This window comes from Spirillospora sp. NBC_01491, from assembly GCF_036227065.1.
Taxonomy (GTDB): domain Bacteria; phylum Actinomycetota; class Actinomycetes; order Streptosporangiales; family Streptosporangiaceae; genus Spirillospora; species Spirillospora xylanilytica.
Window position 1 is genome coordinate 7,787,344 of the sequence record NZ_CP109432.1, and the last position, 12,452, is coordinate 7,799,795.

Annotated in this window: 14 protein-coding genes; 12 read left to right on the forward strand and 2 right to left on the reverse strand. The window is 73.2% G+C overall.

Translation table 11 applies throughout. The annotated features are described in order from the left end of the window. Nucleotides 1-35: 35 nt before the first annotated feature. From aroC to aroQ, 4 genes are read left to right on the forward strand one after another with little or no spacing between them, the layout of a single operon-like run. Nucleotides 36-1,214, forward strand: coding sequence for a chorismate synthase (gene aroC / locus OHA34_RS36190; protein WP_285936802.1), 1,179 nt, complete (start codon nucleotides 36-38; stop codon nucleotides 1,212-1,214). A gap of 14 nt (nucleotides 1,215-1,228) precedes the next feature. Next, complete coding sequence (locus OHA34_RS36195) at nucleotides 1,229-1,732, forward strand: shikimate kinase (RefSeq protein WP_285936801.1); 504 nt, start codon at nucleotides 1,229-1,231, stop codon at nucleotides 1,730-1,732. Then, nucleotides 1,729-2,805 carry a 3-dehydroquinate synthase gene (aroB, locus tag OHA34_RS36200; RefSeq protein ID WP_329520135.1) on the forward strand — a complete coding sequence of 359 codons (1,077 nt, stop codon included), beginning with the start codon at nucleotides 1,729-1,731 and terminating at the stop codon, nucleotides 2,803-2,805. The genes OHA34_RS36195 and aroB overlap by 4 nt, the downstream gene beginning before the upstream one ends. After that, on the forward strand, nucleotides 2,802-3,257 hold the full coding sequence (gene aroQ, locus OHA34_RS36205; protein ID WP_285936799.1) for a type II 3-dehydroquinate dehydratase: 456 nt from the start codon (nucleotides 2,802-2,804) through the stop codon (nucleotides 3,255-3,257). The genes aroB and aroQ overlap by 4 nt, the downstream gene beginning before the upstream one ends. Before the next feature lie 30 nt (nucleotides 3,258-3,287). On the opposite strand, the gene OHA34_RS36210 is transcribed toward aroQ, so the two are convergent. Continuing rightward, complete coding sequence (locus OHA34_RS36210) at nucleotides 3,288-3,863, reverse strand: TetR/AcrR family transcriptional regulator (protein ID WP_285936798.1); 576 nt, start codon at nucleotides 3,861-3,863, stop codon at nucleotides 3,288-3,290. 135 nt (nucleotides 3,864-3,998) lie between these two features. Between OHA34_RS36210 and OHA34_RS36215 the strand changes: the two genes are divergently transcribed. Both OHA34_RS36215 and OHA34_RS36220 read left to right on the forward strand, forming a co-directional pair. Next, complete coding sequence (locus OHA34_RS36215; RefSeq protein ID WP_285936797.1) at nucleotides 3,999-4,664, forward strand: enoyl-CoA hydratase-related protein; 666 nt, start codon at nucleotides 3,999-4,001, stop codon at nucleotides 4,662-4,664. Nucleotides 4,665-4,729: 65 nt separating this feature from the next. Then, entirely contained in the window at nucleotides 4,730-5,776 is a 1,047-nt protein-coding gene (locus OHA34_RS36220; RefSeq protein ID WP_329520136.1) for an LLM class F420-dependent oxidoreductase, read from the forward strand. A gap of 87 nt (nucleotides 5,777-5,863) precedes the next feature. On the opposite strand, the gene OHA34_RS36225 is transcribed toward OHA34_RS36220, so the two are convergent. Next, entirely contained in the window at nucleotides 5,864-7,357 is a 1,494-nt protein-coding gene (locus tag OHA34_RS36225; protein WP_329520137.1) for a flavin monoamine oxidase family protein, read from the reverse strand. Nucleotides 7,358-7,532: 175 nt separating this feature from the next. Here OHA34_RS36225 and OHA34_RS36230 point away from each other — a divergent pair, with 175 nt between their 5' ends. The 6 genes from OHA34_RS36230 (at nucleotide 7,533) to OHA34_RS36255 (ending at nucleotide 12,419) form a co-directional block, all read left to right on the forward strand. Beyond that, nucleotides 7,533-8,612: a M24 family metallopeptidase gene (locus OHA34_RS36230; protein ID WP_329520138.1), complete on the forward strand. Its 1,080-nt coding sequence runs from the start codon at nucleotides 7,533-7,535 to the stop codon at nucleotides 8,610-8,612. 35 nt (nucleotides 8,613-8,647) lie between these two features. Further along, nucleotides 8,648-9,205 carry an elongation factor P gene (efp, locus tag OHA34_RS36235; RefSeq protein ID WP_285936793.1) on the forward strand — a complete coding sequence of 186 codons (558 nt, stop codon included), beginning with the start codon at nucleotides 8,648-8,650 and terminating at the stop codon, nucleotides 9,203-9,205. A 169-nt stretch (nucleotides 9,206-9,374) separates the two neighbouring features. Next, entirely contained in the window at nucleotides 9,375-9,791 is a 417-nt protein-coding gene (gene nusB, locus OHA34_RS36240) for a transcription antitermination factor NusB (protein WP_285936792.1), read from the forward strand. Nucleotides 9,792-9,841: 50 nt separating this feature from the next. Next, nucleotides 9,842-10,609, forward strand: a complete 768-nt coding sequence (locus OHA34_RS36245) for a methyltransferase domain-containing protein (RefSeq protein WP_329520139.1) — start codon at nucleotides 9,842-9,844, stop codon at nucleotides 10,607-10,609. 13 nt (nucleotides 10,610-10,622) lie between these two features. Next, nucleotides 10,623-11,876 carry a DNA polymerase IV gene (locus OHA34_RS36250; RefSeq protein ID WP_285936790.1) on the forward strand — a complete coding sequence of 418 codons (1,254 nt, stop codon included), beginning with the start codon at nucleotides 10,623-10,625 and terminating at the stop codon, nucleotides 11,874-11,876. A gap of 174 nt (nucleotides 11,877-12,050) precedes the next feature. Next, complete coding sequence (locus tag OHA34_RS36255) at nucleotides 12,051-12,419, forward strand: DUF3040 domain-containing protein (RefSeq protein WP_432763005.1); 369 nt, start codon at nucleotides 12,051-12,053, stop codon at nucleotides 12,417-12,419. Nucleotides 12,420-12,452: the final 33 nt, after the last annotated feature.

The window sequence follows — 12,452 nt, forward strand, 5'->3', positions numbered from 1 at the left end:
CCCGGCGGGTGCACGGAGTCAATAGGATCGTCCCCATGCTGCGCTGGTTGACCGCGGGGGAGTCCCATGGCCAGGCCCTCACCGCGATTGTGGAGGGCCTGCCGGCCGGCGTGCGCGTGACCTCGGGCGACATCGCCGAGGAACTGCGCCGCCGCCGGCTCGGGCATGGGCGGGGCGCCCGGATGAAGTTCGAGCAGGACCAGGTGACGATCCTCGGCGGGGTCCGGCACGGGGTGACCCAGGGCGGGCCGGTCGCGATCCAGATCGGCAACACCGAGTGGCCCAAATGGGAGACGGTGATGTCGGCCGACCCGGTCGACGCCGAGACGCTGGCCGCGCAGGCGCGCAACGCGCCGCTGTCGCAGCCGCGCCCCGGCCACGCCGACCTGGTCGGCATGCAGAAGTACGGCTTCGACGACGCCCGCCCGGTGCTGGAGCGGGCCAGCGCCCGCGAGACCGCCGCCCGGGTCGCGCTCGGCACCGCCGCCAAGGCGTTCCTGAAGCAGGCGCTCGACGTCGACGTGCTCTCCCACGTGATCGCGCTCGGCGAGATCGAGGCGCCCGAGGGGCTGCTGCCCGGCCCCGGCGACCTCGCCGCCGTCGACGACAGCCCGGTGCGGTGCTTCGACGCCGCGGCGTCCGCGGCGATGGTCGCGCACGTCGACGAGCTGAAGCGGGCCGGCGACACCATCGGCGGCGTCGTGGAGGTCCTCGCCTACGGGCTCCCGCCCGGCCTCGGCAGCCACGTGCACTGGGACCGGCGGCTCGACGCCCGGCTCGCCGGGATCCTGATGGGCATCCAGGCGATCAAGGGGGTGGAGCTCGGCGACGGCTTCACCACCGCGCGCCGCCCCGGCTCCCGCGCGCACGACGAGATCGACGCCACCCCGGACGGCGTCCGCCGCCGCACCAACCGGGCCGGCGGCGTCGAGGGCGGCATGACCACCGGCGAGGCGCTCCGGGTCCGCGCCGCGATGAAGCCGATCTCGACCGTGCCGCGCCGCCTCGACACCATCGACGTGAAGACCGGCGAGCCCGCCAAGGCGATCAACCAGCGCAGCGACGTCACCGCGGTGCCCGCCGCCGGCGTGGTCGCCGAGGCGATGGTGGCGCTGGTGCTGGCCGACGCCGCGCTGGAGAAGTTCGGCGGCGACTCGGTCGAGGAGACCGCGCGCAACGCGCGGGGCTACCTGTCCTCCCTGACGATCAAGTAGAGAGCCGGCCAGAGATGACGCAACCCAGGGCCGTCCTCATCGGGGCGCCAGGTTCGGGCAAGAGCACCGTCGGCGCCGCGCTGGCCGAGCGGCTCGGCGTCGTGCTGCGCGACACCGACGCCGACACCGAGGCCGCGGCGGGCAAGCCGATCGGCGAGATCTTCATCGACGACGGCGAGGAGCGCTTCCGCGAGCTGGAGCACGCCGCCGTGCGGGCCGCGCTCGCCGAGCACGACGGCGTCCTGGCCCTCGGCGGCGGCGCGGTGCTGTCGGCCGAGACGCAGGAGCTGCTGGCCGGCCACACCGTGGTCTACCTCAAGGTCGGGCTGGCCGAGGCGGTCAAGCGCGTCGGGCTGGCGTCGGCGCGGCCCCTGCTGGTGCTCAACCCCCGCAGCCGGCTGCGCGCCCTGCTGGAGGAGCGGCTCCCCGTCTACGAGCGGCTCGGCACCGTCCACGTCGACACCGACGGCCGCACCCCCGACGAGATCGCCGACGAGATCGTCAAGGAGCTCCCGTGACCGAGACGCGCGTCCACGTCGGGGGCGCCGACCCCTATGACGTCGTCGTCGGCAGCGGTGTGCTGGGCGAGCTGCCCGGTCTGCTCGGCGGCCGGACCCGCACGGTCGCGGTCGTGCACGCCGAGGGGCTCCCCGAGATCGCCCGCCCGGTGTGCGGGGTCCTGGAGAAGGCCGGGTACGCGGTGCACGCGCTGCCCGTCCCGGACGGCGAGGCGGCCAAGGAGAGCGGCGTCCTGGCCGGGCTCTGGTCCCGGTTCGCCGAGCTCGGCATGACCCGCACCGACGCGGTCGTCGGGGTCGGCGGCGGCGCCACCACCGACCTGGCCGGCTTCGCCGCGGCGTCCTGGCTGCGCGGCGTCCCGGTGGTGCCGGTCCCGACCACGCTGCTCGGCATGGTCGACGCGGCCGTCGGCGGCAAGACCGGCATCAACCTGCCCGAGGGCAAGAACCTCGTCGGCGCCTTCCACCCCCCGTCCGGCGTGCTCTGCGACCTGGCCACGCTGGTCACCTTGCCGCGCGAGGACTACGTCAGCGGCCTCGCCGAGGTGATCAAGGCGGGCTTCATCGCCGACCGCAGGATCCTGGAGCTGGTCGAGGCCGACCCGGCGGGCGCCGCCCGCCCCGACGGCCCGCACACCCGCGAGCTGATCGAGCGGGCCGTCCGGGTCAAGGCGAACGTGGTGTCGGACGACCTCAGGGAGAGCGGCCTCCGCGAGATCCTCAACTACGGCCACACCCTCGCGCACGCGATCGAGAAGGCCGAGGACTACCGGTTCCGGCACGGCCACGCCGTGGCCATCGGCATGGTCTACGCGGCCGAGCTGGCCCGCCTCTCCGGGCGCCTCGGCCAGGACGTCGTCGACCGGCACCGCGCGATCCTCACCTCCGTCGGCCTGCCCGTCGCCTACGCGGCCGACGCCTGGTCGGAGCTGCGCGCCACGATGACCATCGACAAGAAGTCGCGCGGCGCGACGCTGCGGTTCGTGGTCCTGGACGGCCTGGCCGAGCCGGGCCGCCTGGAGGGCCCGGCCGAGACGCTGCTCGCCGCCGCCTACCGGGAGATCAGCCGATGAAGAGCGTGCTGGTGCTGAACGGCCCCAACCTGAGCCGGCTCGGCACCCGCGAGCCGGACGTGTACGGCGCGGCCACGCTGGACGACCTGGCCGCGCTGTGCCGCGACACCGGCCGCCGCCTCGACCTGCACGTCGAGGTGCGGCAGACCGACGACGAGGCCGAGATGCTCCGCTGGGTGCACGAGGCCGCCGACGAGCGGCTCCCGGTGGTGCTCAACCCCGCCGCGTTCACGCACTACTCGTACGCGCTGCGCGACGCGCTCGCCCAGCGCACCGCGCCGCTGATCGAGGTGCACATCAGCAACCCGGCGGCGCGCGAGGAGTTCCGCCATACCTCCGTCGTCGCGGGCGTCGCCACGGGCACGATCGCCGGGTTCGGGATGCTTTCGTACGTGCTCGCGCTCCAGGCCGTCGCCGCCCTCCTCGCCGAGGAGACCCCTCCCACCGCGTGACCGCGCGTCCCGGCGGGCGGGGGCGCGGGCTCAGTCGTCCCGGACGGCCGCGCGGGTCATCTCCTTCAGCTCGGTGACCACGTCGTCGAGCGGGCGGACGTCGCGGTGCGCGCGGCACAGGATGGTCGCGCCCTCCACCGCCGCCACGATCAGCCGGGCCAGCCGGGCGGCGCGGTCGTCCGGGACGCCGGCGTTGCCGAGCCCGGTGGCCAGGGTGTCCTGCCAGCGGTCGAACACCGCCGCCGCGGCGGCGGCGAGCTGCGGCGCCTCCTCGTGGGACTCCACGGTGACCGCGACCACCGGGCAGCCGGCCCGGAACTCGCTCTTGATCAGCACCTGCCGCCACCAGCCGACGAAGGCGTCCACGGCGGACGCCGCGTCGCCGCCCTCGGTGGCCGCCAGGATGCCCGCGTTGAGGAAGTCGCCGGCGTAGCGGACCGCCTCCTCGGCGAGCTGCACCTTGCCGCCCGGGAAGTGGTGGTAGATCGACCCGCGCGGCGCGCCGCTGTGCGCGATGACGTCGCGGAACCCCGTCCCGCTGTAACCGCGCTCGCGGAAGAGGTAGGCGGCGCTGCGCACCATGCGTTCCCGGCTGTCCGTGCCCATGACCATTGATTATGACATTCATCATAAGCACTTCGCCTTGACCATGACGGACGTCATAGCAAAGCGTGGCCGGGACGGACGCTCGTCTACTACCGACCAGTAAGGTCGGGTCAGGCACAGACGAAGGAGACCTGCGTGATCGACCTCCAGCGCGACGGCGACGTGTTCGTCCTGCGGCTCGACGCCGGCGAGAACCGGTTCAGTCCCGACCTCCTGGACGCCGTGGACGGCGCCCTCGACGAGGTCGAGAAGCAGCAGGGGCCGCGGGCGCTGGTCACCACCGGGACCGGCAGGTTCTACTCCAACGGGCTGGACCTGGAGTGGCTCGGCGCCAACGGCGACCACCTCGAGGAGTACCTGCGCAGGGTCAACGGCCTGTACGCCCGGCTGCTGTCGCTGCCGCTCCCGACGGTCGCCGCGGTGAACGGGCACGCCTTCGCCGGCGGCGGCATGCTCGTCCTCGCCCACGACCTCGCCGTCATGCGCACCGGCCGGGGCTACTTCTGCCTGCCCGAGGTCGATCTCGGGATGACCTTCACGCCCGGCATGAACGCGCTGATCCGGGCCCGCCTCGCCCCCGCCGCCGCGCACGAGGCGATGGTCACCGGCCGCCGGTACGCGGCCGAGGAGGCGCAGGCCGCCGGGATCGTGGCGCGGACCGCCGCCGAGGAGGCGGTGCTGCCCGCCGCGATCGAGCTGGCCGCCGGGCTGGCGCCGAAGAACGGCCAGGTGGTGGCCAGGATCCGCGCCGATCTGTACCGGCCGGCGCTGGCCGCGCTGCGCGGACCGGCCCTGGCCTGACGGCACCGCCGCGACTACGTTACGTTCAACTGGAATCTAATTCGGTTTTATGGAAGGGATGCCGGATGCGCATCGGGATGGCCCTGAGCTACTCGGGCGGTTTCAAGGAGACCGTCGAGGAACTGGGCGACTACGAGAAGGCCGGCCTCGACATCGTGTACGTCGCGGAGGCGTACAGCTTCGACGCGGTGAGCCAGATGGGCTACATCGCCGCCAAGACCGAGCGGCTGGAGATCGCCTCCGGCATCCTGAACATCTACTCGCGCACGCCCACCGCGCTCGCGCAGACGGCGGCCGGCCTGGACTACGTCTCCGAGGGCCGGTTCACCCTCGGCATCGGCGCGTCCGGCCCGCAGGTGATCGAGGGCTTCCACGGCGTGCCCTACCACGCCCCGCTCGGCCGCACCCGCGAGATCATCGAGATCTGCCGCCAGGTGTGGCGGCGCGAGCGGCTCCAGCACCAGGGCAAGTACTACTCCATGCCGCTCCCGGAGGGGCAGGGCACCGGGCTGGGCAAGCCGCTCAAGATCATCAACCATCCGGTGCGGGCCGACATCCCCGTCCTGGTCGCCGCGATCGGCCCGAAGAACGTCGAGCTGACCGCCGAGATCGCCAACGGCTGGGAGCCGATCTTCTACCTGCCCGAGAAGGCCGCCGACGTGTGGGGCGCCTCGCTGGCCGCGGGCAGGGCCAAGCGCGACCCGGCGCTCGGCGAGCTGGACGTGGTCGGCCAGGCGGCCCTGGCCATCGGCGAGGACGTGCAGGGCTACCTGGAGTTCGGCCGCCCGATGGCCGCCCTCTACATCGGCGGCATGGGTGCCAAGGGCCGCAACTTCTACAACGACCTCTGCCGCCGCTACGGGTGGGAGAAGGAGGCCGAGGAGATCCAGGACCTCTACCTGGCCGGCAAGAAGGACGAGGCCGCCGCCAAGGTGCCCTACGAGCTGCTGGAGAAGATGTCGCTGATCGGCTCCGAGGGGCACGTCCGCGACCGGCTCGCCGCGATGAAGGAGTCCGGCGTCACCACGCTCAACATCACCCCGATCGCCGGCGACCACAAGGGCCGGCTGGCCCTGATCGAGAAGATCAAGGACATGGCCGCCGACGCCTAGCGCGTCCCGCCCGCGAGCGGTGCGCCGCCCCTCCGGCCGCGCTGGAAGGACGGCGCGCCGCGGGGGCGCGTGGCGCGCTGCGCGCCGTCAGAGCGCGGCGTGGACCTCCTTGGCGACCCGCTCGCCCGAACGGACCGCGCCGTCCATGTAGCCCGTCCAGAAGCCGGACGTCTCGGTGCCCGCCCAGTGCACCGGCCCGCAGGGCGCCCGCAGCGCCGTGCCGTAGTCGCTGAGCACGCCGGGCGGCGCGAACCCGACCGGACCGCCGCCGCTCCACACCTCGTTGTCCCAGCGCTGGAACGCCGTCCGCACCGGGGTCCTGGCCTTGTCGCCGAACAGCTTCCCGAACGCCTCCAGCCCCGCCGCCCGCACCTCGTCCGGCGGCGCGGCGTCGAGCCGGCGCATGTTGGACTGGTTGATGAAGCCCATCAGGATGCCGCGCGAGGCGTCCGGCGGGGTGTTGTCGAACGTCGCGTCGATCGCCCCGCTGTCGGCGATCGCCTGCCCGGTGAGCCCGTCCGCCCGCCAGAACGGGGTGTCGTACACGGCCACGAACTTGGCGATCGAGCCCATCGGGTAGCGCTGCATGAGCTGCGCCCGGCTCGCGGGCAGCACCGGGGAGAAGGCGATCTTCCCGGCGATGGCGGGGGACATCGCCACCACCGCCCGCTTGGCCGACACCGTGATCCCGTCGGCGGTGACGGTGACGCCGCCGTCCGCGATCGCGACGCTCCGCACCGGCGCGTTGTAGTGCACCCTGGCGCCGAGTTCGGCCGCCAGCCGGATCGGGATCTCCTGCGAGCCCCCGACGAACCGGGTCTCCTGGGCGCCGCCCCTGGTGTTGATGAGGCGGTCGACGTTCCCCGGGTTGCCCTCGTTGCCCGCCGAGGCGACGTAGTTGAGCACGTACAGCAGCGACACGTCCCGCGACCGCACCGACAGGGTGGAGCTGGCGAACGCGTCCATCAGGAACCGCGCCCCGCTGCTCAGCGAGTGGGACCGCGACCACGAGTAGAACGTCTGGCCGTCCCACTCCTCGGCCTTGGGCGCCTTCCACGGCTCGCCCACCGGGATGCTCTTGGCCATGTCGCCGAGCGACAGCAGCGCCAGCTCCAGGTCGATCACGCCCCAGTCGGGCGGCACCGCCCCGAGGACGCCGTCCGTCGCGTACAGGGTCCGCTTCCCGTCGCGGTAGTAGACGTTCTTGCCCGTGTTGTAGGTGGGGAACGTGGCGACGCCCATGTCCTTCGCCAGGGCCGCGATGCGGTCCTGGGTGGGGCCGATGAACTCGGCGCCGCCCTCGTTGGTGGTGCCGTCGCCGAGCGGCATCCCGTACACCCGCCCGCCGGGACGCTCCCGCGCCTCCAGGACGATCACCGACCGGCCGGCCGCGACCAGGTCGCGGGCGGCGGCCAGCCCGGAGAGCCCGGCGCCCACGACCACCACGTCGGCGGACGCGGCGGCGCCCTGGGCGGAGGGGGCGGAGGACGAGGCGGAGGCGGGCACGGCGGACGTCGCGGCGCCCGCGGCGGCGGTGAGCGCGCCGGTTCCGAGCAGTCTGCGGCGGCTGAGTCCGGTCAAGGGGATCCCTCCTGGGGGAGGCGGGGGACGAGAGGCCGGGCGGGAGGCGGAAACGGCTCACAAGGTAGGGACCCCGGCGGGCAAAAGTCGAGAGTTCTTCATGTTCTGTGACCGGTCCGAGACGGCGGTCTCCCGCCGCCGGAGCGCTCCCCGCCGATGAACTAGAGTCCTGACCATGGGGGAGACGCACACCGAACGCCGTCGCCGGCTGGCCGCGCTGATCGCCGGCCGTGACGCCGGCGCGCTGCTGGTCACCCGGCTGGTCAACGTCCGCTACCTGACCGGCCTCGACAGCTCCAACGCCGCGTTGCTGGTCTTCGCCGACGGCGCCGCCGTCCTGGCGACCGACGGCCGCTACGCCGAGATGGCCCGCGCGGCCTGCCCCGACCTCGACGTCCTCGTCGAACGGCGGACCGCCGCGGCGCTCACCACCCTCGCCGCGGACTCCGGCACCGGCGTCCTCGGTTTCGAGGCGCACGACCTGACGGTCGAGGCGCACGCCGAGCTCGCCGCCGAGGACGACGGCATCGGGTTCAAGCCGCTCGGCCACCCGGTCGAGCAGCTCCGCGCCGTCAAGGACGAGCAGGAGCTGGCGCTGCTGCGCGAGGCGTGCGCCATCACCGACCGCGCGTTCGAGGCCGTCCTCCCGGAGATCGCACCCGGCGTGACCGAGCGCGAGATCGCGATCGCGCTGGAGCGCCGCATGGTCGACCTCGGCGCCGAGGCCCCCGCGTTCGAGTCGATCGTCGCGTCCGGCCCCAACGGCGCCGTCCCGCACCACCACCCCGGCTCCCGGGCGATCGAGCCCGGCGACCTGGTGACCATGGACTTCGGCGCCCGGTACGGCGGCTACCACGCCGACATGACCCGCACCGTCGCCATCGGTGCGCCCGCCGCCTGGCAGCGCGAGGTCTACGACCTGGTCCGGCACGCCCAGCAGGCCGCGGTCGACGCCGCCGTCCCCGGCGCCGAGACCAGGGCGGTCGACGCCGCCGCCCGCGACATCATCGCCGCGGCCGGGCACGGCGCGGCGTTCTCCCACGGCCTCGGCCACGGCGTCGGCCTGGAGATCCACGAGGCCCCGCTCCTCGGGTACGACAAGACCGGTAAGCTGACGGACCGAGTTCCGATCACCGCCGAGCCGGGGGTCTACCTCGCGGGCCGGGGCGGAGTCCGCATCGAGGACACGCTGGTCGTCCGCGCGGACGGTCCGGAGCTTCTCACCGAGACGACCAAGGAGCTGCTCGTACTCTGACGTACGGGCGGGCCCGCGATCAGGAGAAGGACGCAGTGGCGACGACGAACGACCTGAAGAACGGCATGACGCTGAACCTCGACGGCGGTCTGTGGACCGTTCTGGAGTTCCAGCACGTCAAGCCAGGCAAGGGCGGCGCGTTCGTCCGGACCAAGCTCAAGAACGTGCTCTCCGGCAAGGTCGTCGACAAGACCTTCAACGCCGGCACCAAGGTCGAGGTGGCCACCGTCGACAAGCGCGAGATGCAGTACCTCTACCGCGAGGGCGAGGACTTCGTCTTCATGGACACCGAGACCTACGAGCAGCCGCACATCCCCGAGGCCACCGTCGGCTCCGCCGCCGACTACCTGCTCCCCGAGCAGAACGCGGTGATCGCCTTCAACGACGAGAACCCGCTCTACGTCGAGCTGCCCGCGGCCGTCGTCCTCCAGATCACCGAGACCGAGCCCGGCCTCCAGGGCGACCGCTCCACCGGCGGCAGCAAGCCCGCCACCCTGGAGACCGGCGCGCAGATCCAGGTGCCGCTGTTCATCACCACCGGCGAGAAGGTCAAGGTCGACACCCGCTCCGGCGAGTACCTCGGCCGCGGCTGATGCCGGCACTGAGCCGCGTTGCGGGAGGCGGTGCCATGGGCGCGAGGGGCCGTGTGGTGGCTGGACTGAGGAGTGCAGGGAGCTTGCGACCGGAGCGACGAGGGAAGTCGCCGCGTGCGGCGGTCCCGAGCCGCGTCGCCGGAGGCGGCGCCATGAGCACGGCGAAGCCATGAGCGCGCGGACCAAAGCGCGGAAGCTGGCGCTCGACATCCTGTTCGCGGCCGAGCTGCGGGAGGAGCGGCCGACCGAGGTGCTGGCCGCGCGAGGGCGGCCCAACCAGGACGAGCTCGCCGAGTACCCGCACGCGGTGCGGATGATCGAGGGCGTGCAGGAGCACCGGGAGCGGATCGACGAGCTGATCGCGACGTACGCGACCGGCTGGACGCTGGAGCGGATGCCGGTCGTCGACCGCAACATCCTGCGGATGGGCGCCTACGAGATCCTCTGGGTCGACGACGTCCCGGACGGGGTGGCGGTCAGCGAGGCGGTCGGGCTGGCGAGCGAGCTGTCCACCGACGAGTCCCCGCGGTTCGTCAACGGGCTGCTCTCCCGGATCCAGCAGCTCAAGCCGTCGCTCGGGCTTTAGGCCCGGCTAGGGTGGGGGCCGAGCGGGCAGAACGGACCGACGTTAGGAGGGTGGCCGTGGCCGCCCAGCAGCACAAGCGGTTGCGGGGGACCGGGCGGGTGCGCGACGCCGTCCTGTGGGACGCGCTGCGCACCGTTCTCGACCGCATCGCCTCGGAGGCCGGGCCGAGCGAGGTCGTCGACGTGGGCGGCGGCACGGGGGGGTTCGCGGTGCCGCTCGCCGAGCTGGGCCACCGGGTCACCGTGGTCGACGCCAACCCCGACGCGCTGGCCGCGCTGGAGCGCCGGGCCGACGAGTCGGGCGTCGAGGTGCGGGCCCTTCAGGGCGACGCGAGCGACCTGCCCGACCTGCTCGGGCCGCACTCGGCCGACCTGGTGCTGTGCCACAGCGTGCTGGAGTACGTGGAGGACCCCGCGGCGGCGATGGCGGCGCTGACCGGCACGGTCCGTCCGGGCGGGGCGGTCAGCGTGCTGGTCGCCGGGCAGGTCGCGGCGGCGCTGCACCGGGCGGTGGCCGGGCAGTTCGACGACGCCCGCCGGGTCCTCACCGACCCGGCGGGGCGGTGGGGCGACCATGATCGGATGCCCCGCCGGTTCACTCGGGAGTCCCTCTCGTCGCTGGTGCGCGGCGCGGGCCTGCGGGTCGGCGAGCTGCACGGGGTCCGGATCTTCGCCGACCTGGTGCCGAGCGGGTTGCTCGACTGCGACGCCGGTTCCGCGGAGGCGCTGATCGCGCTGGAGTCCGTCGCGGCGGTGCACCCCGTGCTGCGCGAGCTGGCCACGCAGCTGCACCTGCTGGCGGACAAGCCGGCCGAGTGAGAGCCCCCCGCCGATGAGCCGCAAGCAGCAGTTGCACCGGCCGGGACCGCAGCCCGGACCCCCGGCCGACGACGCCGGATGCGGCATCCTGCACGTCGACATGGACGCGTTCTTCGTCAGCGTCGAGCTGCTGGAGCGGCCCGAGCTGCGCGGCCGGCCGGTCGTCGTGGGCGGCGCGGGCGGACGCGGCGTGGTGGCGGCGGCGTCCTACGAGGCGCGCGGCTTCGGCGTCCACTCGGCGATGCCGATGACGCGGGCGCGGCGGCTGTGCCCGCGGGCGGTGGTGCTGCCGCCCGACCACGAGAAGTACGCCCGGGTCTCCGCGGCGGTGTTCGAGCTCTTCCGCACCGTCACCCCGCTGGTCGAGCCGCTCTCGCTGGACGAGGCGTTCCTCGACGTGACCGGGGCGCTGCGCCGGCTCGGCCGTCCCGCCGAGATCGCCCGGCTCATCCGCGAGCAGGTCAGCGACCAGCAGGGCATCACCTGCTCGGTGGGCGTGGCGGCCAACAAGTTCGTCGCCAAGCTGGCCTCCACGCACTGCAAGCCCGACGGGCTGCTGGTGGTGCCGGCGGACGGCGTCCAGGAGTTCCTGCACCCGCTTCCGGTCGCGGCGCTGTGGGGGGTCGGCGAGCGCACCGAGCAGGCGCTGAACCGCCTGGGCCTGCGGACGGTGGGGCAGCTCGCCCAGGTCCCTTCCGGCACCCTCCAGCGCGAGCTGGGCAACGCCCTGGGCGCCCATCTGCACGCGCTGTCCTGGGGGCGCGACCCCCGCGAGGTGGTGGCGCACACGCCGGACAAGAGCATCGGCGCCGAGGAGACGTTCGAGTCCGACGTCGACGACCCCGAGATCATCCGCCGCGAGCTGCTGCGGCTGGCCGAGCGGGTCGGCGCGCGGCTGCGCGAGAGCGGGAACGCGGGCCGGACGGTGAGCGTCAAACTACGGATGGCGAACTTCACGACGATCACGCGGGCCCGCACCCTGCGGGAACCCACCGATCTGGCCCGTGTGATCTATATCACAGCGTGCGAGCTCTACGAGGCGGCCGGGCTGGAGCGGGTACGACTCCGTCTGGTCGGGGTACGGGTGGAGAATCTGGACCCCGCCGACCAGGCCCCCCGCCAGCTCGCCCTCGATGAGCCGGAGAGCGGCTGGCGTGAGGCCGAGCGGGCGATGGACCAGGCGGCGCACCGGTTCGGCCGCGGCACGGTTCGCCCTGCCGCGCTCGTCCGGCGCGACGCACGTGACAGCGGGGACGGGAGACGATGAAACACGGCGGTGGGACGACCGGTATGAGGGCCGCGGTCGGCCGTTCGCTTTCGCAGGCTCGTCCGGCCTCGTATTCTGGGCATATCACCGTTGAGGTTCCTGTCCTGCATCGGATACCCCGTCGCGGGGCTGTCGTTGGGAGGCGCCGTGCCGCTCTCTGATCACGAGCAGCGCATGCTCGACCAGATCGAGCAGGCGTTGTACGCCGAGGATCCGAAGTTCGCTCACGCGGTCCGCTCGACCAACCCTCAGGTGCACTACAAACGCCGGATCGTCAAGGCCGCCCTCGGTTTCCTCGTGGGCGTCTGCACCTTGATGGCCGGCCTCGTCATGAACGCCGGAACGGTCACCGTCGCGATCAGCGTGACCGGCTTCCTGCTCATGGTGGTGTGCTGCGTCTGGGCGCTGACGAGCTGGAAACGCATGACCGGAATCGGCACCGAATCCGCCCCGGAGGGCGGTGACCGCCAATCCCGGTCCGCCAAGGCGGGCTTCATGGAACGCATGGAGGAACGCTGGCGCCGCCGCACCGAGGGCGAGTGACCCCGCCGGCGCTCCCCTGAGCGCACGGTGGGA

Coding starts and splice junctions, on each gene's coding strand:
- aroC (WP_285936802.1), top strand. CDS start 36: ATGCTGCGCTGGTTGACCGCGGGGGAGTCCCATGGCCAGGCCCTCACC.
- OHA34_RS36195 (WP_285936801.1), top strand. CDS start 1,229: ATGACGCAACCCAGGGCCGTCCTCATCGGGGCGCCAGGTTCGGGCAAG.
- aroQ (WP_285936799.1), top strand. CDS start 2,802: ATGAAGAGCGTGCTGGTGCTGAACGGCCCCAACCTGAGCCGGCTCGGC.
- OHA34_RS36210 (WP_285936798.1), bottom strand. CDS start 3,863: ATGGGCACGGACAGCCGGGAACGCATGGTGCGCAGCGCCGCCTACCTC.
- OHA34_RS36220 (WP_329520136.1), top strand. CDS start 4,730: ATGCGCATCGGGATGGCCCTGAGCTACTCGGGCGGTTTCAAGGAGACC.
- OHA34_RS36230 (WP_329520138.1), top strand. CDS start 7,533: ATGGGGGAGACGCACACCGAACGCCGTCGCCGGCTGGCCGCGCTGATC.
- nusB (WP_285936792.1), top strand. CDS start 9,375: ATGAGCGCGCGGACCAAAGCGCGGAAGCTGGCGCTCGACATCCTGTTC.
- OHA34_RS36250 (WP_285936790.1), top strand. CDS start 10,623: ATGAGCCGCAAGCAGCAGTTGCACCGGCCGGGACCGCAGCCCGGACCC.
- OHA34_RS36255 (WP_432763005.1), top strand. CDS start 12,051: ATGCTCGACCAGATCGAGCAGGCGTTGTACGCCGAGGATCCGAAGTTC.